25 protein-coding genes are annotated in these 23,641 nt (G+C 29.5%); 3 read left to right on the top strand and 22 right to left on the bottom strand.

The genetic code is table 11. The features are described from left to right. Positions 1 to 12: 12 nt before the first annotated feature. From nusA to dprA, 14 genes are all read right to left on the bottom strand, one after another. Positions 13 to 1,119, bottom strand: a complete 1,107-nt coding sequence (nusA, locus tag Ccar_RS00880) for a transcription termination factor NusA (RefSeq protein ID WP_007060075.1) — start codon at positions 1,117 to 1,119, stop codon at positions 13 to 15. Positions 1,120 to 1,136: 17 nt separating this feature from the next. Continuing rightward, positions 1,137 to 1,601: a ribosome maturation factor RimP gene (gene rimP, locus Ccar_RS00875; RefSeq protein ID WP_007060076.1), complete on the bottom strand. Its 465-nt coding sequence runs from the start codon at positions 1,599 to 1,601 to the stop codon at positions 1,137 to 1,139. A 218-nt stretch (positions 1,602 to 1,819) separates the two neighbouring features. Continuing rightward, positions 1,820 to 2,869: a flavodoxin-dependent (E)-4-hydroxy-3-methylbut-2-enyl-diphosphate synthase gene (ispG, locus tag Ccar_RS00870; RefSeq protein ID WP_007060077.1), complete on the bottom strand. Its 1,050-nt coding sequence runs from the start codon at positions 2,867 to 2,869 to the stop codon at positions 1,820 to 1,822. A gap of 115 nt (positions 2,870 to 2,984) precedes the next feature. Continuing rightward, positions 2,985 to 3,995 (bottom strand): RIP metalloprotease RseP, encoded by a 1,011-nt coding sequence (rseP, locus tag Ccar_RS00865; protein ID WP_007060078.1) that lies wholly within the window; start codon positions 3,993 to 3,995, stop codon positions 2,985 to 2,987. Positions 3,996 to 4,044: 49 nt separating this feature from the next. After that, a complete protein-coding gene (gene dxr, locus Ccar_RS00860; RefSeq protein WP_007060079.1) occupies positions 4,045 to 5,199 on the bottom strand; it encodes a 1-deoxy-D-xylulose-5-phosphate reductoisomerase in 1,155 nt (384 codons plus the stop codon). A 333-nt stretch (positions 5,200 to 5,532) separates the two neighbouring features. After that, positions 5,533 to 6,330: a phosphatidate cytidylyltransferase gene (locus Ccar_RS00855; protein ID WP_007060080.1), complete on the bottom strand. Its 798-nt coding sequence runs from the start codon at positions 6,328 to 6,330 to the stop codon at positions 5,533 to 5,535. 75 nt (positions 6,331 to 6,405) lie between these two features. Beyond that, positions 6,406 to 7,179, bottom strand: coding sequence for an isoprenyl transferase (locus Ccar_RS00850; protein ID WP_007060081.1), 774 nt, complete (start codon positions 7,177 to 7,179; stop codon positions 6,406 to 6,408). Between the two features lie 83 nt (positions 7,180 to 7,262). Then, complete coding sequence (gene frr, locus Ccar_RS00845) at positions 7,263 to 7,820, bottom strand: ribosome recycling factor (protein ID WP_007060082.1); 558 nt, start codon at positions 7,818 to 7,820, stop codon at positions 7,263 to 7,265. Positions 7,821 to 7,841: 21 nt separating this feature from the next. Beyond that, positions 7,842 to 8,555 carry a UMP kinase gene (pyrH, locus tag Ccar_RS00840; RefSeq protein WP_007060083.1) on the bottom strand — a complete coding sequence of 238 codons (714 nt, stop codon included), beginning with the start codon at positions 8,553 to 8,555 and terminating at the stop codon, positions 7,842 to 7,844. Positions 8,556 to 8,684: 129 nt separating this feature from the next. Continuing rightward, on the bottom strand, positions 8,685 to 9,605 hold the full coding sequence (gene tsf / locus Ccar_RS00835; RefSeq protein ID WP_007060084.1) for a translation elongation factor Ts: 921 nt from the start codon (positions 9,603 to 9,605) through the stop codon (positions 8,685 to 8,687). Positions 9,606 to 9,680: 75 nt separating this feature from the next. Beyond that, entirely contained in the window at positions 9,681 to 10,382 is a 702-nt protein-coding gene (gene rpsB / locus Ccar_RS00830) for a 30S ribosomal protein S2 (protein ID WP_048029810.1), read from the bottom strand. A gap of 303 nt (positions 10,383 to 10,685) precedes the next feature. Next, positions 10,686 to 11,462: a GTP-sensing pleiotropic transcriptional regulator CodY gene (gene codY, locus Ccar_RS00825; RefSeq protein ID WP_048029809.1), complete on the bottom strand. Its 777-nt coding sequence runs from the start codon at positions 11,460 to 11,462 to the stop codon at positions 10,686 to 10,688. Between the two features lie 250 nt (positions 11,463 to 11,712). After that, positions 11,713 to 13,818 carry a type I DNA topoisomerase gene (topA, locus tag Ccar_RS00820; protein WP_007060088.1) on the bottom strand — a complete coding sequence of 702 codons (2,106 nt, stop codon included), beginning with the start codon at positions 13,816 to 13,818 and terminating at the stop codon, positions 11,713 to 11,715. A 143-nt stretch (positions 13,819 to 13,961) separates the two neighbouring features. Continuing rightward, entirely contained in the window at positions 13,962 to 15,041 is a 1,080-nt protein-coding gene (gene dprA / locus Ccar_RS00815) for a DNA-processing protein DprA (protein ID WP_007060089.1), read from the bottom strand. Positions 15,042 to 15,222: 181 nt separating this feature from the next. Here dprA and Ccar_RS00810 point away from each other — a divergent pair, with 181 nt between their 5' ends. Beyond that, positions 15,223 to 16,026, top strand: coding sequence for an MBL fold metallo-hydrolase (locus tag Ccar_RS00810; protein ID WP_007060090.1), 804 nt, complete (start codon positions 15,223 to 15,225; stop codon positions 16,024 to 16,026). Positions 16,027 to 16,038: 12 nt separating this feature from the next. After that, positions 16,039 to 16,857, top strand: coding sequence for a TIM barrel protein (locus Ccar_RS00805; protein WP_007060091.1), 819 nt, complete (start codon positions 16,039 to 16,041; stop codon positions 16,855 to 16,857). A 48-nt stretch (positions 16,858 to 16,905) separates the two neighbouring features. Here Ccar_RS00805 and Ccar_RS00800 read toward each other — a convergent pair whose 3' ends face one another. Further along, positions 16,906 to 18,423, bottom strand: a complete 1,518-nt coding sequence (locus Ccar_RS00800) for a YifB family Mg chelatase-like AAA ATPase (protein ID WP_007060092.1) — start codon at positions 18,421 to 18,423, stop codon at positions 16,906 to 16,908. Positions 18,424 to 18,750: 327 nt separating this feature from the next. On the opposite strand from Ccar_RS00800, the gene Ccar_RS00795 reads away from it, so the two are divergent. Further along, on the top strand, positions 18,751 to 19,119 hold the full coding sequence (locus Ccar_RS00795) for a YraN family protein (RefSeq protein WP_007060093.1): 369 nt from the start codon (positions 18,751 to 18,753) through the stop codon (positions 19,117 to 19,119). 88 nt (positions 19,120 to 19,207) lie between these two features. Here the strand turns inward: Ccar_RS00795 and Ccar_RS00790 are convergent, their stop codons facing one another. The 7 genes from Ccar_RS00790 to Ccar_RS00760 all read right to left on the bottom strand — a co-directional run bounded on the left by Ccar_RS00790 (position 19,208) and on the right by Ccar_RS00760 (position 23,630). Next, positions 19,208 to 20,008: a ribonuclease HII gene (locus tag Ccar_RS00790; RefSeq protein ID WP_179945236.1), complete on the bottom strand. Its 801-nt coding sequence runs from the start codon at positions 20,006 to 20,008 to the stop codon at positions 19,208 to 19,210. 130 nt (positions 20,009 to 20,138) lie between these two features. Continuing rightward, positions 20,139 to 20,981: a ribosome biogenesis GTPase YlqF gene (gene ylqF / locus Ccar_RS00785; RefSeq protein WP_007060095.1), complete on the bottom strand. Its 843-nt coding sequence runs from the start codon at positions 20,979 to 20,981 to the stop codon at positions 20,139 to 20,141. A gap of 34 nt (positions 20,982 to 21,015) precedes the next feature. Then, the gene (gene lepB / locus Ccar_RS00780) at positions 21,016 to 21,537 is read right to left on the bottom strand and encodes a signal peptidase I (protein ID WP_007060096.1); all 522 of its coding nucleotides are present in this window, start codon (positions 21,535 to 21,537) and stop codon (positions 21,016 to 21,018) included. A gap of 108 nt (positions 21,538 to 21,645) precedes the next feature. Further along, complete coding sequence (gene rplS / locus Ccar_RS00775; protein ID WP_007060097.1) at positions 21,646 to 21,990, bottom strand: 50S ribosomal protein L19; 345 nt, start codon at positions 21,988 to 21,990, stop codon at positions 21,646 to 21,648. Between the two features lie 130 nt (positions 21,991 to 22,120). Further along, on the bottom strand, positions 22,121 to 22,837 hold the full coding sequence (gene trmD, locus Ccar_RS00770) for a tRNA (guanosine(37)-N1)-methyltransferase TrmD (protein WP_007060098.1): 717 nt from the start codon (positions 22,835 to 22,837) through the stop codon (positions 22,121 to 22,123). Further along, positions 22,828 to 23,316, bottom strand: a complete 489-nt coding sequence (gene rimM / locus Ccar_RS00765; protein ID WP_007060099.1) for a ribosome maturation factor RimM — start codon at positions 23,314 to 23,316, stop codon at positions 22,828 to 22,830. The genes trmD and rimM overlap by 10 nt, the downstream gene beginning before the upstream one ends. 86 nt (positions 23,317 to 23,402) lie before the next feature. Beyond that, on the bottom strand, positions 23,403 to 23,630 hold the full coding sequence (locus tag Ccar_RS00760; protein ID WP_007060100.1) for a KH domain-containing protein: 228 nt from the start codon (positions 23,628 to 23,630) through the stop codon (positions 23,403 to 23,405). Positions 23,631 to 23,641 lie beyond the last annotated feature (11 nt).

Below are 23,641 nucleotides of genomic sequence, written 5' to 3'. Positions count from 1 at the left end.
CTCACCTAAAATTTAGATATCTTCTTCATCAGAAATATCTTCTGCTTGAGAAACAGTTTCTACTTCAGGAACAGTTTCCACCTGAGACTTGCTTTTAATATCTATTTTCCATCCTGTAAGTTTTGCTGCCAATCTTACATTTTGGCCTTCTTTTCCTATTGCTAGTGATAACTGATTATCATCAACTACAATTTGAGCAAATTTGTTTTCTTCATCTAAAGTAACATCTATTACTTTTGCAGGACTTAAAGCATTAGCTATATACTCCTCTGGTAATTTACTCCACTTGATGATATCTATTTTTTCATTTTTAAGTTCATTTACTATATTTTGAACCCTTATTCCCTTTGGTCCAACACAAGCTCCCATTGGATCTACATTTTCATCATTTGAATTTACAGCTATTTTAGTTCTAGATCCTGCTTCTCTTGCAATAGATTTTATTTCAACTGTACCATCAAATATTTCAGGAACTTCAAGTTCAAATAATCTTTTTACAAGACCTGGATGTGTCCTTGATATTACTATTTGAGCTCCTTTTGTAGTATTTTTAACTTCTACAATATATAATTTTATTTTATCATTAAAATTATATTTTTCTCCAGGCATTTGTTCATTTGGTCCAAGAACAGCTTCCGTCTTACCAAGGTCTACAAGTACATTGTTTTTATCTTTTCTTATAACTGCTCCTGTTATTATGTCATCTTCTTTTTCTATAAAATCATTGTATACAATTCTTCTTTCTTCTTCTTTTATTCTTTGTATAACAACCTGCTTAGCGGCTTGAGCTGCTACTCTTCCAAATTTTTTAGGTGTAACTTCTATGCTAACTACATCATCTATATCATAATTTGGATCTATACTTTTAGCTTCTTCTAAAGAAATTTCATTTATTTCATCAAACACTTCATCAATTACAGTTTTCTGAGAATAAACATGAATTTCTCCATTTTCCCTATTCATTGTAACCTTAACATTTTGATTGTTTCCGCCTTGATTTATATAATTTTTTTTGTATGCAGCAACTAATGCATCCTCTATAGTCGTAAATAATAAATCTTCACTAATTCCTTTTTCTTTCACTATTTCTTTTAAGGCTTCAATAAATTCCTGATTCATTTTTCCATTTAACCTCCTTAAAATTCACCTTTTAAATTAACTGTTGAAATTTTTTCCCTAGGAATAGATATTTCTTCATCTTCAACCTTAATATTTAACTCTTCATTATTAAAGTTTACTAACTGTCCTTCGTACTTTTTCTTTCCATTTAATAATCCAGATATATTGACTACTACATCATTTCCAGTGTACTTTTGTAAATGTTCATCTGTATGCAAAATTCTCTCTATTCCTGGTGAAGAAACTTCTAAATAATATCCTTCTTTAATAGGGTCTTTTACATCTAACATCTCACTAACTGCCCTACTTACTTTTTCACAATCCTGTAGTGATATTCCTTCATTTTCTTTATCTATATATATTCTTAAATAGTTGTCTTTTCCTTCTCTTACTAATTCCAAATAATATAAATCATAATTTAATTCAGTTACTATTGGCTTTACTAGATTTGTAAGTTCATCTATTAAAATTTTTTTATTCATCATAATCCCTCCTTATCTGTATGTTCTGCAATTTTTCATAAAAAATAACTTTTTTGTCCTAATTTAAAAACGCAACTAACGCTGCGTTTTTTACAAATAGAAAGAGCGGGCTGTAAACCCACTCTACAATTCCAATAAACTTCTGTAGATTTCCCAAATTCATTTTAACACACTGTTTTGGTTATTTCAAGAAAAAGTTAAGAACTGGTATAAGCCATCTACATACTTTCAATTTCCTTTAAGAGTTCATCTACTAAATCCTTCTCGTTTACCTTTTTAATAATTTCACCCTTTTTAAATATAAGTCCTTCACCATTACCACCAGCTATACCTATATCTGCTTCTCTAGCTTCTCCTGGTCCGTTTACCACACAACCCATTACAGCTACTTTGATATTTTTATTACAATTACCTAACCTTTTTTCAACTTCTTCTGCTATTTTTATTAAATCTATTCTGGTTCTTCCACATGTAGGACAGGAAACAAACTCTATTCCTTCATTTAGATAACCTAAAGATTTTAATATCTCCCTTCCAACTTTAACTTCTTCAACAGGATTTCCTGTTAAAGAAACTCTTATAGTATCTCCTATACCTTCTGACAAAAGAGTTCCTATGCCAACGCTGGATTTAATTGTTCCTCTCCAAATAGTTCCTGCTTCAGTAACTCCAAGATGTAGTGGATAATTTACTTTTTTTGATATCATCCTGTAGCTTTCTATCATTTGAATTACATTTGAAGATTTTATAGATATAGCAATATCATCAAAATTTACACTTTCCAAAATATTAACATGCTCTAAAGCACTTTCTACTAAAGCTTCTGCACAAACCTTACCATATTTATTTAATATGTCTTTTTGAAGAGAACCTGAATTTACTCCTATTCTTATAGGTATATTTTTTTCCTTAGCTGCTTTAGCCACTTCTCTTACTCTATCTATACTTCCAATATTTCCAGGATTTATTCTAAGTGCTGATACTCCATTTTCTATAGATTTCAACGCTAATTTATAATCAAAATGTATATCTGATACTAAAGGAATGTTTATACTTTTAACTATTTTTTTTATAGCCTCACCAGCTTCCATATCTGGTACAGCACATCTTATTATATCACACCCAGCTTCTTGAAGTTCCTTTATTTGTTTCACTGTTTGTTCTACATTTCTAGTATCTGTATTAGTCATGGACTGAACCGCAATCTCAGAATCTCCACCAATGAAGGTATTTCCAACTTTAATTTTTTTAGTTTTTACTCTGTTCATATGTTCATCTCCTACAAAAATTATAATGTAAAAACTTAAAATTGAGAATGAAGATAGTCTCCATTCCCAATATAAAATTCTAATTTGAAGTACTCTGTATATCTCTTAATTTCTGCTAAAACTTAATAGGATAAAGTATATCTTTTATAGTAACTAAAACCATCAATCCCATAAGTAATGCAAAGCCTACATAATTTATAACTCCAACTTTGTTTTGATCTACTTTTTTTCCTGTGATTAGCTCAAATAGGAATAAGAATATATATCCACCATCCAATGCTGGAATAGGTAAAAGATTAAATATTCCAAGTTGTACTGTTATATAGGCTCCAAAAGCAGTAAGAGCTAAAATTCCAGCTTTGGCAGCTGCTCCTGAAAGTTTTATTATAGTTACCGGTCCACCAAAATCATTTTTACTTACTTTTCCCTTAAAAGCTGATTTAAGGAAAGAAAAGGTTTGTTTTACTAAAGAATTAGTTTCAGTGAATCCGTAAGAAATAGACTGGCCCATAGTTGGTTTTTCAACTGCTGTAGGATAAACTCCAACAATAAATCTATTTTCCTTTGGATCCTTTACTGGTGTAACTTTTACACTTTTTGTTTCACCATTACGTACATAAGTTATATCCATAGTTTTTCCTGCTGAAGTGTATACTCCAGTTACAAAATCTTCCCATGTTAAAATTTTTGATCCATTAACTTTAACTATTTTGTCTCCAGACTTTAATCCCATAACAGCTGCTGGTTGGTTTGGAACTACTTTATCAACTATTGGAGATAAATAACCTTTTCCTGCAGCTATAATAGCAAAAAGTACTATACCTAATATAAAATTCATTACTGGTCCTGCTAAAACAACGCTAAGCTTACGAAGAGGACTTTTATTATTAAATGCCCTAGGATCTGTGGACTCACCTTCATCTCCTAACATTTTTACATATCCACCTATAGGAAGTATCCTAATTGAATATACTGTTTCTTTTCTATTTATTTTAAATATTTGTGGTCCCATGCCTATGGCAAATTCTTCTACTTTTATACCATTTAGTTTGGCCAGTGTAAAATGACCAAGTTCATGAATTATAATCAAAATGCCAAAAGTTATAATGGCGGCTATAATATACAAACACATTCCTCCTTTTATAGATTGCAATTATCTATAAATTATTTTTTATTTAATATACTTTACTACTAACATATTCTTTTACTTTAGAATCTATTTCTAGTATATCTTCCAAAACATAGTTTTCCTTTGATTCAAACTTATTCATACATTCTTCTAATATGTTTCCTATCTCTAAAAATCCAATTTTCTTATTTAAAAAAAGTTCTACTGCAGCTTCATTAGCAGCATTTAATATAGCTGACATTGTTCCGCCTGTACTACCTGCTTCATATGCAAGTTTTAAAGGCTTAAAAGTATCTAAATCAGGCTTTTCAAAACTTAAACTTTTCAAATCATAAAAATCCAACTTTTTTATTACACATTGTTGGCGTTTTGGATAATTTAGAGCATACTGTATTGGCAATTTCATATCTGCATTAGCCAATTGTGCTATGACACTTCCATCTATATATTCAACCATGGAATGTATTATACTTTCAGGATGAACTATAACTTGAATATTATCATAATCTACATCAAAAAGCCAATGGGCCTCTATAACCTCTAATCCTTTGTTCATAAGAGTAGCTGAATCAATAGATATTTTTCTTCCCATTTTCCATCTTGGATGTTTTAGTGCATTATCTACTGTAACATTTAAAAGCTCTTCTTTTCTTTTTCCCCTAAATGGTCCTCCTGAAGCAGTAAGTAATATTTTGTTTACTGACGACTTGTCATTGCCTTGTAAGCATTGGAAAATAGCTCCATGTTCAGAATCTACAGGTAATATTCTCACTTTATGTTTTTGTGCTTCAGCCATAACTAATTTACCTGCTGCTACCAAAGTTTCTTTATTAGCTAACGCTATATCTTTACCTGCTTCAATAGCTTTTAGCGTTGGAGTTAATCCAATCATACCAACTACAGATGTAACTACCATGTCCACTTCTGGTAATGTACTTATTGTGTTTAGTCCTTCTATTCCAATTAGTATTTCCGTATTTATTCTTTTATCACTGCAATATTTTCTAACTTCATTAAAAGCATTTCTATCCATCAGTACCGCATAAAGTGGTTTGAATTCTTCAATAATATCTATTATTTTATGTGAGTTAGTATTAGCTGAAACAGCTATTAATTTAAACTCTTCACTTTGTTGTCTTATAACCTGCATAGTTTGTGTTCCTATGGATCCTGTTGCTCCAAGCACAGCTATATTTTTCATGCCATCATCTCCCTACATATGTCAAACTTCCATTAAAATAAGTACTGTAAAGTAATTCTTTTTCACATTTATCTAAACATCACCTAAATTAATTTCAATTAGTAACATGATTAACTATATCATATTTATATCTCAAAATAAAGTAATCATAAATATTGTCTACAAAATTTTAAAATATAATCCATACAAAAAGCATATTACAGTGGAATTTTAAATATTCTATAAAAATCCACACTGTAATATGCTTTATGTATTAATTTCTATATATCAAAATTTTAATTTTTAACATACAAAAAACTTTATTTATATGTGACTATAACATCAATATTTTTATTACATTCCTATTACAAATGTTAAGTAATAATATACAACAACAGATGAGAATAATATGCTGTCAAATCTATCTAGTATTCCACCATGTCCAGGAATTAAATTACTATAATCTTTTACTCCCACATACCTTTTTACTGACGATGCAGTAAGATCTCCGAGCTGACAAATACTGCCACAAAATGCACCAATAATAAAAAAGTTATAAACAGGTATATTAATTCCCTTTAAATTGAGTACTAATCCAAATATTCCACAACATATAGTACTTCCTAAAATCCCGCCTAATGAACCTTCTACAGTCTTCTTAGGACTTACTTTTGGACATAATTTTGTCTTACCAAAAGCCTTACCTGTGTAATAGGCAAAAGTATCACAAAGCCAAGAAGCAAGAAATATGAGCCACACCAAATATTTTCCATAAGGCTTATTATCCACTAATACAATAAAACTAAAAAATACAGCTATATACAAGAAAGCAAATATAGTTATGGACACATCTATAAAATTATATTTTAAATTCAGCACAGGTATACACATTAGAATAAAGACAGCTATTATAATCATAAAAAATGTAAGCTTTAAATTGATCTCTGCACTCAAACTTATATAATAAACTATACACAATAGGTATCCTATTAAACTTATAGCATTAATATTTTTTTCTTCAACTACTTTATAAAATTCATACATTCCTAGTAAAGATAAAATCATAACTGCAAACTTTAAATATACTCCTCCTAAAAATAGAAATACAAGAAAAGGTGCTAATATAACTGCTCCAACATATCTATTATTCACGCCATCATCTCCTAAGCTATAGGTTTTTTATCCTATGACTATCAGTTCAAACAAGATTTAGATAAATTTCAAATTTTATTTTACTCCTCCAAATCTTCTATCTCTATTTTGATAATCATATATTGCTTTATGCAAATCCTTTTTTCCAAAATCAGGCCATTTTATATTTGAATACCAAAATTCTGAGTAAGCACACTGCCATAACAAAAAGTTGCTGAGTCTCTGCTCACCACTTGGCCTTATTATTAAATCTGGATCAGGCATATTACTAGTATACATATATTTTGATATAACAGTTTCATCTATACATTCTTCACTCAATTTATGTGATTTTATATCCTCATATATAAGATTAAATGCACGAACTATCTCATTTCTTCCACCATAATTCAAAGCTAAATTTAAAGTTAGTCCAGTATTATTTTTTGTATTATTATACGCATCGATTAATTCTTTTTGGCAAGCTGATGGTAATTTTGATATGTCTCCTATATGTTTTATAATAACGTTATTATTATTTAATTCTTTAAATTCTTTTTTTAAATATTGAACAAGTAAATTCATAAGTGCACCAACCTCATCAGAAGGTCTTTTCCAATTTTCTGTCGAAAAAGCATACAAAGTCAAATACTTTACTCCTAATGTACTTGCCTCCTTAACAATTTCTCTTATAGCTTCTACCCCTGCTTTATGTCCCATAGTTCTTGGAAGGTTTCTTTCCCTTGCCCATCTGCCGTTTCCATCCATTATTATAGCTATATGTTTTGGAATGTTGTTCATATCAATTTCTATTTTATCATTTTCATCATTATTTTCATTATTCTTTTTAACTTTAAAAAAACTTAACATATTCTATTCTCCATTCATAAGTATAATATAACAATTAAACTTAATATGTTAATAAAAACCTGCGGATTCGCAGGTTTAAGCAATTATAATGACATAATCTCTTTTTCTTTAGCTTCCACAATTTTATCTACTTGCTTAATAAAAGCATCTGTCTTTTTTTGTATTTCGTCTTCAGCTTTTTTAATTTCATCTTCTGATATATCGCTTTCTTTTTTCAATACCTTTATCTTATCATTACAATCTCTTCTAATTGATCTAACAGCAACTTTTGAATCTTCACCATCTTTTTTTATATTCTTAACAATATTCTTTCTTGTTTCTTCTGTAAGTTCTGCAATAACAAGTCTAATCATTTCACCATCACTAGATGGGTTGATTCCTAAATCTGACTTTAATATAGCTTTTTCAATAGCTTTAAATGATCCCTTATCCCAAGGTTGTATAGCAAGCACCCTTGGTTCTGGAACTGATATGTTTGCAAGCTGATTTATTGGAGTCATGGTTCCATAATACTCTGCTTCTATTTTATCCAGCATAGCAGGATTAGCTCTTCCAGCCTTCATAGAAGCTAATTCCCTTTTTAAGGCTTCAACAGTTTTATTCATTTTTTCATCTGCTTTTTTCATTATGTCTTTTATCATAGAAAATACCTCCTTATTTTGTTATTCTTTGCAAACTAATGTACCAATTTCTTCGCCTAATATAGCTTTTCTTATATTCTCTGGATTATCTAATCCAAATACTAGAATAGGAATATCATTATCCATACATAATGATGTTGCTGTAGAATCCATAACTTGTAATCCTTTTTCTAATACCTCTATGTAACTTAATTTATTGAACTTTACAGCGTCTGAATATCTATGAGGATCTTTGTCATAAACGCCATCTACTTTTTTAGCTAGAAGTATAACATCTGCTTCTATTTCAGCTGCTCTCAATGCTGCAGCAGTATCTGTTGAAAAATATGGATTTCCTGTGCCAGCACCAAAAATTACTACTCTGCTTTTTTCTAAATGTCTCATAGCTCTTCTTCTTATAAAAGGCTCTGCTACTTCTCTCATTTCTATTGCTGTTTGAACTCTTGTATTAACTCCAATATTTTCAAGAGAATCTTGAAGTGCTAAAGCATTTATACATGTAGCAAGCATGCCCATATAATCAGCAGTGGTTCTGTCCATTCCTTCACCACTTCTTCCTCTCCAAATGTTTCCTGCACCTACAACAGCACCTACTTCTACTCCCATGTCAACTAAAGCTTTTATTTCTTCAGCTATCTTGTTAGTAACATCGAAGTCTATTCCATAACCTTTGTCTGCTGCTAAAGCTTCTCCTGAAAGTTTCAACATTACTCTTTTATATCTAGGCTTACACATATATTATACCTCCAAATTGTAAAAAATTACATACTATTTAATTTTAAGTTTTATTTTATATAAACTTTTTAAAACTTAATAGAATCCTACCTTAAAAAAAGAGAACACGCAGTGTTCTCTTTTCAGTTACTATTTACCTTCTATCTGCTTCTGAACTTCTTCAGCAAAGTTTTCTTCTTTCTTTTCTATACCTTCACCTTTTTCAAATCTTACAAAAGAAGCTATTGTTATTGGAGCTCCAACTTCTTTTGATTTTGCTTGAAGATATTTTTGAATAGTAAGATCTGAATCTTTTACCCAAACCTGTTCTACTAAACAATTTTCTTTATAGTATTTTTGAATTCTTCCCATAACCATTTTTTCAACGATTTTTTCTGGTTTTCCTTCATTTAATGCTTGAACTCTGTATATTTCTTTTTCTTTTTCTAAAGATTCATTATCAACTGAATCCTTATTTAAGAATAATGGATTTGTTGCAGCAACTTGCATAGCAACATCTTTAGCAATTTCTTTTAAAACTTCACTATCTTTTTCACATTCAAGTTTTACAAGAACTCCAATTCTTCCGCCACCGTGGATGTAGCTTTCAATTACTCCATTTTCAACAGAAAATTTTTCAAATCTTCTTACTGCCATATTTTCTCCAAGTTTTGCTATTAAGTCTGTTACAGCACCTTGAACTGTCTTTTCTTCATTTGCTATGTATTTTTCTTCTAAGAAGCTTTCTATTGTAGTAGCACTTGTATTAGCTGCTTGTTTTGCAACATTATCAGCAAATCCTACAAAAGCATCATTAACTGAAACGAAATCTGTTTCACAGTTAACTTCTACTATTGAAGCAAGCTTTCCATCTTCTGAAACAAAAGTTTTTACTAAACCTTCAGCAGCTATTCTTCCAGATTTTTTAGCAGCAGCTGCTAAACCTTTTTCTCTTAATATTTCAACAGCTTTTTCTGTATCTCCATTAGATTCATTTAAAGCTTTTTTGCAGTCCATCATGCCTGCTCCAGTTCTTTCTCTTAATTCTTTAACCATCTGTGCAGTTATCATTGTAAATTCCTCCTAATTCAAACTTGATTTAAAAGGTAAATGAAGAAAACTTATTTCTTCATCTACCTCCACAAATTACTCAGCTAGTTGTTCTCCCTGTCTTCCTTCTATAATAGCATCTGCCATTTTAGCTGTTATTAATTTTACAGCTCTAATTGCATCATCATTTCCTGGTATTACGTAATCAACTTCATCTGGGTCACAGTTTGTATCAACTATAGCTACTACTGGAATTCCAAGAATTTTAGCTTCTAATATAGCATTTTTTTCTTTTCTTGGATCAACAATAAATAATGCTCCTACATTTCCAGAATTCATTTCTTTTATTCCGCCTAAGTTTTTCTCTAATTTTTCTTTTTCATTCTTAAGCTTTATAACTTCTTTTTTAGGAAGAACTTCAAAAGTTCCGTCTTCTTCCATCTTTTCTAATTCTTCTAACTTTCCAATTCTAGTCTTGATTGTTGTAAAGTTAGTCATCATTCCACCAAGCCATCTATTATTAACGAAGTGCATTCCTGATCTCTTTGCTTCTTCTTGAATAGCTTCTTGAGCTTGTTTTTTAGTTCCAACAAATAGAACATCTTTTCCTTCTTCTGAAACGCTTCTTATAAAATTATAAGCTTCTTCAACCTTTTTAACTGTTTTCTGTAAGTCTATAATGTATATTCCGTTTCTTTCTGTAAATATGTATGGAGCCATTTTAGGGTTCCATCTTCTTGTTTGATGTCCAAAGTGAACACCTGCTTCTAATAATTGTTTCATTGAAATAACTGACATAAATTTTTCCCTCCTAGTTTTTACCTCCACTATCGTCATATTTATAGAACACCTTAAAACAAGGCACTATTCTATAAATTGGATAATGTGCGTATTTTCTTACCTTAGTAGTATATCACAAGCATTGACTCTATTCAACAATAAATTTTAATTTATATACCATTTAAATCTTATTGCTTCTGTTAAAATTATTTTCAAATTTATGAATTTTTATACCAATACACAAAATACACAAAATTTTAAATAATTCATTTATTAAACCCACATGATTTATTCATGTGGGTTTTTAAAATATTTTATTCACTATTTTATTTTCTTTAATTCGTCTAATAACTTTTCATTAAGTATTCTTATGTGTGTTCCCTTCATACCTAACGATCTTGATTCAATAACTCCAGCACTTTCAAATTTTCTTAGTGCATTTACTATTACAGATCTAGTAATTCCAAGTTTATCTGCTATTTTAGAAGCAACAAGTAACCCTTCGCTGCCATCTAATTCATTAAATATATGTTCTACAGCTTCTAATTCTGAATAAGAAAGTGTACCTATTGCAAGTTGTACTACTGCCTTTTTTCTTGCTTCTTCTTCTATTTCATCATGTTTAGCTCTTAGTATTTCAAGGCCTATGATGGTAGCACTATATTCAGATAATATTAAATCTTCATCTGTAAAGTTTTCATCAAACCTTGCAAGCATCAATGTACCTAATCTCTCCCTATTCCCATTTATAGGTACTATAGTTGTTAGCTTATTTTTTATGGCACAAGGTTCACTTTCATCATAAACACAAATACCATGGTTAGTTAAATTTGAAAGTGTTTCATGAATATTAAGTAATTTGTTATTGTATCCTTCTGGAAATCTCATTTCACTTAAAACTTTCTCTTTAACTGTTTCGCATTCAAAACCTGTTGAAAAGTTATATCCAAGTACTTTTCCTTTTCTGCTTATTATATAAACATTACAAGATAACACTTCACTTAATAAGTTGCATATGTCATCAAAAACAACTGGTTCTGTTCCTGATTTTTGTAATATTTTATTTAACATTCTTGTTTTATTTAACAATGATGTCATTTGTATTCCTCCTTTTTTATTTTTATACTAGTCCTAACCATTATTACTTATACATCTATCTGTGCTCAATTTAATTATATGAATTTTTTTCTTCAATTATTAAAGACTTAAACAAATATGAGTTATTGTATTAATAATTTAGACTTTTTAAAATATTTAGAATTATTGTCCATTCTCTAATCATGATAACATAATAATTATTACTTTTCAACATCAATTTTATAAATTTCGACATTTTAGTTAATAACCTTTATTTATTTTCACTATTGCTCTGATTCTCTGGTATATCTTCTATATTCTTGCATTCATTATTAGAACACTGCAAATAATCACCTTTACTCTTACTATGTTTCTTTACCATATAATTTCCACAAACAGAGCATTTTTGGGAAACAGGCTCAAGCCAACTTACAAAATCACAATCTGGATAATTGCTGCATCCATAGAATTTTCTTCCTTTTTTGCTTCTTTTAATTAAAATATTTCCACCACATTTAGGACATTTTACATCTAATTCCTCCACTATGGCTTTAGTATTTTTACAATCAGGATAACCAGGACATGCAAGAAAATCTCCAAATCTACCATGTTTTATAACCATGAATTTTCCACACTTTTCACATTTTATATCTGTAACTTTATCTTCTATAGTAACTTTAGCTACTTCTTTTTCAGCTATATCTATAGCATCCTTTAATGGAGTAAAAAACTCATTTACTACTGTATTCCAATTTTGTTTTCCTTCTTCAACATAATCTAGCTTTTCTTCCATCTCTGCTGTAAATTCTTCATCTACTATCTGTTTAAAATACTCACTAACTATATTGTTTACTATATAGCCAAGTTCCGTTGGTTTTAAAGTCTTTTTCTCACGTTCCACATATTTTCTATCCAATAATGTAGATATAATTGGAGCATAAGTACTAGGTCTTCCTATACCTTTTTCTTCTAGGGTTTTTACAACAGTAGCTTCTGAATATCTAGCTGGTGGCTGAGTGAAGTGTTGTTTACCTTCTATATTCTTTTTTTGAAGCAGTTCGCCCTCTTCTAGTAAAGGTAAATTTATATCTTCTTTTTCTTCTTCTGTTGCATATTCATATACTTTCATAAATCCATCGAATTTAACTAAAGAACCACTTGCCTTAAGTAAATACTTACCATTTTCTATGCTAACAGATGTAATATCCATTATGCAAGAAGACATTTGACTTGCTACAAATCTATTCCATATCAATGTATATAGTTTATATTGCTCATCCTTTAAATTTTCTTTAGCAATTTGAGGAGTTATCTCAACATTAGTTGGTCTTATTGCCTCATGTGCATCCTGTGCATTTTTCTTTCCTTTAAACACTCTAGGTTGTTTTGGCACGTAATTTTCACCAAAGCTTTTATTAATAAAATTCTTACAAGCTTCTTGTGCTTCATCAGCTATTCTAACTGAATCCGTTCTCATATATGTTATAAGACCAACTGTGCCATAACCTTTTATGTCAATACCTTCATACAATTGCTGTGCTATTGACATAGTTCTTTTAGTTGCAAAATTTAACTTTTTATAAGCATCTTGCTGCAAAGTACTGGTTGTAAATGGAGCTAATGGATTTTTATTTTTTGACGTTTTCTTAATACCCTTAACTATAAATTCTCCACCATTAAGCTCTTCTATTACTTTATCGACTTCTTCTTTTGTTCCTATTTCTATTTTTTTCTTGTTAAAAGTACTTAGTTTAACTTTAAAAGATTTTTTAGTTTTATTTTTAGCTAATTCACATTCTACAGTCCAGTATTCTTTTGCTACAAAGTTTTCTATTTCCTTTTCTCTATCACATACCATTTTTAGAGTAACAGATTGAACTCTTCCTGCACTTAATCCCCACTTTACTTTTCTCCATAAAATTGGGCTTATTTTATATCCAACCAATCTGTCTAAAACTCTTCTTGCCTGCTGTGCGTTAACTAAATCCACATTTATTTTTCTTGGCTCTTTAATAGCACTTTTTATAGCATTTTTTGTTATTTCATGAAATTCTATTCTACACTTATCATCTTCGTCTAATTTAAGTACATGAGATAAATGCCATGAAATAGCTTCTCCTTCTCTATCAGGGTCGGTTGCAAGGTATATTTTATCACTTTTTTTTGCTTCCTTTTTTAATTTATCTAATAATTCGCCTTTACCTCTTATAGTTATATATTTAGGATTATAATTATTATCTATATCAACTCCCAATTGACTTTTGGGAAGATCCCTTACATGTCCCATAGATGCCTCTACTATATAGTTTTTACCTAAATATTTTCCTATAGTCTTGGCTTTTGCCGGTGATTCTACTATAACTAATTTTTGTCCCATTTTGTGCTCCGATGAATTGTTTTACACCAGAGTTTTCACACCCCCTCGTTTTGAACTACACTTATATTGCTTATTTTCTTTACATTTACTAAATACTATTCCCTATCTAAATAAATATACCTGATTTTGCTACATTAATGTTTTTACAGCGCTTTATTTATCCTAGCATAATAATTTCCCGAAATACATATTACTTCATCTCTAAGCTGCAATTCAAATAATACCTCATATAATTGTTTTATGTCAACATTAGTTCTTTCAAATATATCGTCTATATGAGCCGGAGTATCAGTTATGCTATCATAAATTTTTTTTTCTATACTTGTCATTTGTTTCAATTTTTTAGAGTTTTGACATACATATTTCATATTTAATATTTGAAACAAATCTTCAAAACCAGTAAATATGTACGCTCCATCTCTAATCAATTTATTAGTTCCTTTACTTTGATTTGAAAAGATTGTTCCCGGAACCGCTACAACGTCCTTTCCTTGATCTAAAGCCAATTCTGCAGTTATAAGAGAGCCACTTTTTTCTCCAGCTTCAACTACAATTATCAAATCACTAAGTCCACTTATTATCCTATTTCTTATTGGAAAATTTCTTGACAATGGTTTTGTTCCTGGTAAAAATTCCGATAATACACAACCATTTTCTGAAATTTTATCGTATATTTTTTTATTTTCTTTAGGATATACTACATCTATTCCAGATCCCAATACCGCACAAGTATATCCTCCCTGCTTTAAACAGGCTTTGTGCGCAAAGCTATCTATACCTCTAGCCATACCACTTACTATATTCATTCCATCTATGGAAAGTTCCTTACTTATGATTTCTGCAACATTTTCTCCATAAACACTACAATTTCTAGAACCTACAATTCCAACTGATAATTTTTCACTTACACCACTTATATTGCCTTTATAAAAAATTATTGCAGGTGCATCCACAATATTTTTTAAATTTTTAGGATATATTTTTTCATTAAAAACTACAGTTTCAATTCCTTTAGTTGAAAGATATGTATATAAAGATTCTAATTGAACTTTATCCCATGCTTTTTTTAAATAATATTTAATTTTTTCATTAATAGTTACACTATCTTTTACATAGAAAGCATAATTCCACAACTGTTCAGTACTTATCATATTTTTTAATAGCAGCAGTTTTATTCTATTTGATAATTGTATAGAACTAAACCATAAATCATAAACATTCATTTTTATCTCCTTTTAAAACATGTAATTAATATGTAAAATTGTTGTCATAATTCTTATTTTTTATTCACAAAAAATCTATAAACACATTTTTATTCATATTTTTTTATTTATATGTTATATTATTATTTGTTTGAAACAATTATTTATTAAGGTTTTATATTTAAGGAAGGAGATTTTTATTTTGGAAAAATTAACTATATTAGGTACAGGTTCTGCTATGGTTACAAAATGTTATAATACATGTTTTACTCTTTCAAATGATAAAGAACATTTTCTAATAGATACCGGTGGCGGTAATACTATTTTATCCAATTTAGAAAGTACTAATATATCTATTGATAATATCCATCATGTTTTTATATCTCATAGTCATAATGATCACATAACAGGTATTATTTGGGTTATAAGAGCTGTGGCTCAAAAAATTTTAAATGAAAGCTACCAAAATAATTTATACATATATGCTCATAAAGAAGTAATAAAAGTAATACGAACTATTTGCGATTTACTTCTTCAAAAGAAATTTACAAACTTTATAGATAATAGGATCCTATTTAAAGAAATAGAAAATGATAGTTTCTTTAAAATACTCAATTGGGATGTAAACTTTTTTGATATTGGAAGTAACAAGCAGTTACAATTTGGCTTCAATTTAAATTTGGAAAATGGAAAAACCTTAACCTTCTTAGGTGATGAACCTTATAAGGATCCACTCTTCAAATACGCTTATAAAGTTGACTACTTATTGCATGAGGCTTTTTGTTTATACTCACAAAAGCATATATTCAAGCCTTATGAAAAATTTCATTCAACAGTAAAAGATGCTTGTGAAAATGCCTCTAAATTAAATGTTAAAAATGTAATTTTATATCATTCTGAGGATAAAAATCTTATGAACAAAAAAGAACTTTATACAGAAGAAGGTAAAAAATTTTTTAGTGGAAATATATTAGTACCTAACGATCTAGAAATAATAAAGCTTTAAGGAGGTTTAACTATGGAGAAATTGTTATTTGGTATATCTGGTACACCTATTGGCGATGGAAGTAAAAAATTTAATTATGAATCAAGCATAATTTATTTAAAATCTATAGGTTTAGATGCAATGGAACTGCCTTTTGTACGCTCTGTAAATGTTACAGATAAAAATAGAGATAAAATATTAAAAGCAAAAATAGATAATGATTTTTATCTTTCTGCTCACGGTTCCTATTACATAAATTTAAATGCTGATGAAAAAGAAAAGCAAGAACAATCTATGGAAAGAATAGTTAAAGGTGCTCAAGGTCTATTAAAAGTTGAAGGTAGAAGTCTAATTTTCCATCCAGGTTTCTATTTAAAGGATTCAAAGGAAGAAACCCTTAATACCATAAAAAATAATTTAACCAAGTTGCCTTATTTAGGTGTGGATTATAGATTAGAAACTACTGGTAAAGGCACTCAATTTGGTGACTTAAAAGAATTAGTTTCTCTATGTAAAGAAATCAATCACTGCAAATTGTGCATAGATTTTTCACATATTCATGCTAGATTTAATGGAATTTTGAAGGACTATGAAGGTTTTGAATCTATTCTTAAATACATTGAAGATGAATTAGGAAGAAACGCTTTAGAAGATATCCATATCCATTTATCTGGCATAAATTATACTGCAAAGGGAGAAAGAAACCATCTTCCACTTCAAGAAAGTGATTTTAATTACGCAGCTTGCTTAAGAGCCTTAAAAAAATTTGACGTAAAAGGCTGTATCATATGTGAAAGCCCTATTTTAGAAAAAGATGCTCTTCTGCTTAAAGAAACATATAATAGTCTGTAAAATAAGTATAATGCGAAGCAAATCTTCGCATTATACTTATGCTATAAGTTAAATTATTTCCTTATTTAAAAATTTTCTATACTGAAGCGCTTCTATAATGTGAATTTCTTTAATAGATTCACTTTCATCTAGATCCGCTATAGTTCTAGCTACTTTTAAAATTCTGGTATAAGCTCTTGTGCTCAAAGCGTACTTATTGTAAATTTTCTCTATTATTTTGCTGGATTCATTATCTAACTTACAATACTTCCTTATTAGCTTACTATTCATTTGGGAATTGCAAAATATATTCTCATTTTTAAATCTATTTTGCTGGATTTTCCTGCACTTTTGTATTCTACCTCTTATGACTTCAGATGATTCACCTTTAGGCTTATTTTTTAATTCTTCATAAGATAAGGACTTTACAAAAGTAAATATATCTATCCTATCAAGCATAGGCCCAGACAGCTTATGTATATACCTTTTTCTCTCGTATTCACTACAAACACACTGCTTATCTGACCCATAGAATCCACAAGGACATGGATTCATAGAAAATATAGTCATACAATTACAAGGATATGATACGGTTCCAGAAGCCCTGCATATTTTTACTGTTCTATCTTCAAGAGGTTGCCTTAAAACCTCTAAAACATATTTTTTAAATTCCAGAACTTCATCTAGAAACAAAACACCATTATGCGCAAGTGATACTTCTCCTGGCATAAGGTTTCTCCCTCCACCAACTAAGGCAACACATGTGGTTGTATGATGAGGATTTCTAAAGGGTCTTTCTCTTACTAACCCTTTAGCATCTTTCAAATTTCCAGAAACACTATAAATTTTAGTTACCTCTAATGCTTCTTCATAATTTAAAGGAGGAAGTATACTTGGTATTCTTTGTGCAATCATAGTTTTTCCAGAACCAGGTGGACCTATCATAAGTAAATTGTGATTTCCAGCTGCAGCAACTTCTACAGCTCTTTTACAGCTTTCTTGACCTAGTATGTCTTCAAAATTTAATAAACTTTTTCTATTATAACCTATGCTTTTATATTCATATGGTAATAAATCCCTATACATAACATATCCTATAACTTCTTTCAAATTACTAAATGGATATACATTGCTTTTTTTAACTACTGAACATTCCTCCGCATTTTCAATTGGCAAGATAAAACTATATATATTATTTTTTAAACCTTCAATTGCAATAGGTAATATTCCTTTAACCTTTTTCAATTGTCCTGAAAGGGACAGTTCACCCATTATGAGAAAATTCTCAGCATCTTCAAAATTTATCTGTTCTGTAGCTGCTAAAATACCTATTGCTATAGGCAAATCAAATAGAGCTCCTTCCTTTTTTATATCTGCAGGAGCTAAATTAACAGTTATTCTATTTACCGGGAAATCAAAGCCTGAATTTACTATTGCAGCTCTTACTCTATCCTTAGATTCTTTAACAGAAGTATCAGCAAGTCCAACTATATTAAAACATGGCATCCCTCTTGCAATATCTACCTCTACAGACACTACTACACCTTCTATACCAGTAAATGTGGCAGAATTTATTTTAATTGTCATTGGATATCACCTCAGCTTAATTATTAACATTGATATCCATTTATATTCATTTTTTCAATGTATAATCTTTACTGTAAAGATTATATTTACAACACTAATTAATATTGTTAAAATTAATATATATTAATTTGTTAAGTGATTTCTAAATTTATATAGAGTTTACTTATGTATCTTAATAAATTAATTTTTCACATCAACAAATATAATAATTTTACAACATTTAAAAATTTAAACTCTTTTCATTAGTATTTGCACTTTTAGATGGATTTTTATGAATTTATTGGTTAAAATGAACAATATAATATATTTTTCGAAAGGAGCAAATTTATGCATTCTTTTAACAAGGAAATAGGTTTCCTGGGCGAAGATATTGCTGACAATTATCTAAGACAAATTGGTTACACCATATTAGACAGAAATTTTAGATGTAAAATAGGTGAAATAGATATAATTGGACGTGATGGCAATTATATTTGCTTCATAGAAGTAAAAACTAGATATGGTTCATTATATGGCAATCCTTGTGAAGCTGTAACTTATTCCAAGCAGCACAAAATATATAAAACTGCAGAACTTTATATAATGAAAAAGAAGCTTTTTAAATTTAATTTTAGATTTGATGTTATAGAAGTTATATTAAATAATTCCAATAACATTCCATCTATAAGACTTATTAAAGATGCTTTTCAAATGTAAAAAAGCATATGATAAAATTCATATGCTTAATATTGTTTACAATCTCTATGTTTTTATAGACGTGGAGAATAATTTTTCATTCTAAATATTAGATTATACAATTATGTGGTAAAATATTTTTTAGAAAGCTTTTTCTATGTATTTTACAAATTCCATATTTCTTTATGGCCTCAATATGTTCTTCTGTACCATAACCCGAATTTCTTTCAAATCCATACTGTGGATATATCTTAGCATATTCTTGCATTAAATTATCCCTATAAACTTTTGCTATTATAGATGCACATGCTATACTAGCACTTTTAGCATCTCCTTTTATTACAAATTCATTTTCTATATTTAAATTTTTTACAGCATAACCATCTGAAAGCACTAAATCCGGTGTAATCTTTAATCCAGAAGCTGCTCTTCTAAGCACTTCATTATTACACCATGCTATTCCTCTTTCATCTATTTCTGCATTATTTATAACCGAAATATTATAACTTATAGATTTAGCTTTTATAAGTTTTGACAGTCTTTCTCTAGTATCATGTGAAAGCTTTTTAGAATCTTTAATACCAAGTAATAGATCTTTGAAATCGTGAGACCTTAAATTTAAAACAACTGAACCAGCTGCTATTGGTCCTGCCAAAGGTCCTCTACCTACTTCATCTACTCCAGCTATATATACATAATTTCCGAAATCCTTATCAAAGCTGTACATAGATTTGACCCTAATCAATTCATTTTCCTGTTTAACTGAAAACTTACTTAAACTTTGCGCTAAAAGCTGTACATTTTTCCTGCCATCTCTATTTAAACATTCTAGTACTTTACCCAATCTATCTTTTTCAATATGGAAATAGTTTTTCTTCAAATAGTCAGTATAAAACTTAATATCCTTCATTTTTAAATTACTAATTTCCGTAAATATCTTTTGTTCTATACCATAAAATTCATTATGATTATCTTGTACGCTCTCATTCATAATTGAATATCTCCACTTTCTATAAACTATCTTTCACTTTTTAGCATTTTTAGGGTGTTTCAAGAGAAATACGCCCTATTTTTCCACCTCTAAATTCATCTAAAAGCAGTACTGCCACTCTATTATAATCTATTTCACCTCTAGCTATTACAGCTCCTCTTTTTCTTCCTATGTTATCCATATTGTCCAATGGTGTTTCACTTAATTCTTTAAGCTTATATCTTTCCATTAACTTCTGTGGATATTTATCTTGAAGCCTTTCTACAAGCTTTAATGCTAATTCTTCAATATCCATTACTTCATCTTTTATTGCTCCTGTAAATGCAAGATTCAGTTGAGTTTCCTCACTTTCAAGCTTAGGCCATAAAATTCCTGGAGTATCCATAAGCTCAATACCTATTTTAGTCTTTATCCACTGCCTGCTTCTAGTAACACCAGGCCTATCTCCAGTTTTGGCTATGCTGCTTTTAGCAACTTTATTTATAAAAGATGATTTCCCTACATTAGGTATTCCTACTACCATAACTCTATCAGTTATATTCACAATACCCTTTGCTTTCTTTCTCTCATGTTTCTCTTGTAAAAGTTCATTTACTACTGCTTTAATACTTTTTAATCCTTCACCTGTAATACAATTTACTGTCAGAACTCTTATATTGTCTTTAGAAAGTGTTTTTATCCATTCCTTAGTTACTTTATCTTCACTTAAATCACTTTTATTTAGCAGTATTATTCTAGGCTTATTACCACATAGATCATCTATATCTGGATTTTTACTAGACCTTACTATTCTTGCATCTCTGATCTCTATTATAGCATCTACTAATTTTAAGTTTTCTTTTATCTCTCTTCTAGTTTTGGCCATATGACCTGGAAACCAATTTATAGCCATATTTTATCTTATCCTTTCTTATGTGTAAATTCACCTATTTTGATTTGTACAAACTCCCGAATTTACTAAATGGGTAAATTCTCAGTGCTGCTCTTCCTACCACCATATTATATTTTACAAACCCTACATCTGAATATCTACTATCTCTACTATTGTTTCTATTATCACCTAATACAAATATAGTGCCATCTGGAACTGTTACTTCACTAAAATCGCGCATATTTTGTTCAAGTATATATTTTTCATCTTGAGGCTTATCATTTATATAAACCTTACTATTTTCTATTTTTACTCTATCTCCAGCTATACCTATTACTCTCTTTATAAATTTTTCTTTTGGATCTGCTGGATATTTTATTACAACTATATCTCCAGGCTTTGGTTTACTAAAGTAATATGTTACTTTTTCTACTATTAACCTATCTTTGTTAGCTAAAGTTGGATCCATAGAATGACCATCAACACTTACAGTCTCAAACACAAATGTTATTATTAGAAACGCTGCTATTATAGCTATGATTACTGACTTACCAAGTTCTATTAACTCTTTTACCAAAATTTTCACACCACCCCAATATGCAAAAAAGGGACTTAATTAAGCCCCATTTTCAACATAGTATTTCTTATACCAGATAACTAACTTATGTAATACTTACAAATTTACTTATCTTATTTCTTTTACTTTTGCAGCTTTACCAACTCTATCTCTTAAGTAGAATAATTTAGCTCTTCTTACTTTACCTCTTCTTACTACTTCTATTTTCTCAATGATAGGAGCATTAACAGGGAATGTTCTTTCAACTCCAACATTGTAAGCTACTCTTCTTACTGTAAAAGTTTCTCTTAATCCACCATTTTGTCTTTTTAAAACTGTTCCTTCAAAAACTTGGATTCTTTCTCTGTTACCTTCTTTGATTCTTACGTGAACCTTTACTGTATCACCTACATTAAATGCTGGTAAATCAGTTCTTATTTGTTCTGCTTCTATTTGTTTTATTATATCTAACATTGTGCATTACCTCCTAAAATTTATTCGACGTTCATGCCCAGCTATGTAAGCAGACAGCGGAGCGCCTGTGTAGCACAAAATTCATTTTATCATATGTGTACAAATTTTTCAATATAAAATTCTATTTTTTCTAGAGCTCTTTTAAAAGTTTTTTATCCTCATCAGATAAATTTAACTTTTGAAATAAATCTATTCTTCTATCTCTAGTTATTTTTAAAGATTGTAATCTTCTCCATTTTCTTATATTTTCATGATGTCCTGAAATTAAAACTTCAGGTACCCTTTCTCCCTGAAAATACTCTGGTCTAGTATATTGTGGGTACTCTAATACACCATTATAAAAAGACTCATCCGTGTAACTTTCACTAGTCTTTAAAACTCCATCAATCATTCTACATATACTATCAATTACAGGTATACAGGCCATTTCTCCACCTGTGAGTACAAAATCTCCCAAAGATATTTCCATATCTATATATTTATATGCTCTTTCATCTATACCTTCATAATGACCACAGAGAAAAATTAATTCCTTTTCTTTAGAAAGCTTTTTTGCAGTCTCCTGATTAAATTTATTTCCTCTTGGACCTAAAAATATTACTTTTCCTTTATTACTTTCTTTTACTTTCTTGATGGAATCTACTATAGGTTGTGCAGCCATGACCATACCTGCTCCACCACCATAGGGATAATCATCAACTTTCTTATGCTTATCTAATGTATAATCTCTTATGTCAACTGTATTTATATTTACAATACCCTTTTCTTTAGCTTTTCCTATTATACTGTAATTAAATATATCAAACATTTCAGGAAAAAGTGTTAAAATATCTATTTTTACTGCCATGTTTCCACCGGCTTTATTACAATTCTTTTATTTTCTATATCCATATCAATGACAATATCCTTTAAAGCTGGAATTAAAAGTTCTTTTCCTTCCTTTATCCAATATACATCATTACTACCAGTTTTAATCACATCTGCTATCTTACCATATTCAGCCCCATTTTCGCCTACTACACTGCATCCAATTATATCTGCAATAAAATAGCTGCCTTCTGGTAATTTAACTGCATCTTCTCTAGATACATCTAAGTATTTTTCCTTATATTTCATAGCCTCTTCTACGGAATCAATACCCTCAATTTTCAATATAACTTTATCAGTTTGGAGTTTACACCAAACTACATTTTTTTCTACACCTTCTACATAAACCTTTTGAAGTTTTCTAAACCTTCTTAAATCATCTGTTAAAGGATATATTTTTAATTCTCCTTTAATACCATGAGTATTTATTATTTGTCCTACAGTTACAAACTGCTTCATATGAATAAATCCTCCTAATTTCTTAAATTAATTAATGAAAATTCACCTTAATTATATATAATAAAAGAGTTAGGTGCACCTAACTCTTAAATTATTTCAACAACAACCCTTTTATTTTCTTTTATAGCTGCTGCTTTTACAACAGTTCTTATAGCCTTAGCTATTCTACCCTGTTTTCCTATTACTTTTCCCATATCATCTGGTGCAACTTTTAGTTCAAGAATAATAGATTGTTCACCTGCAACTTCATTAACTTGAACCTCATCTGGGTTATCAACTAATGATTTAGCTATAATTTGAACTAATTCTTTCATAATATTACACC

The sequence above is a fragment of the Clostridium carboxidivorans P7 genome (assembly GCF_001038625.1).
In the GTDB taxonomy this organism is placed as follows: Bacteria; Bacillota; Clostridia; order Clostridiales; family Clostridiaceae; genus Clostridium_AM; species Clostridium_AM carboxidivorans.
This window is presented reverse-complemented; position numbering and strand designations above follow the sequence as displayed.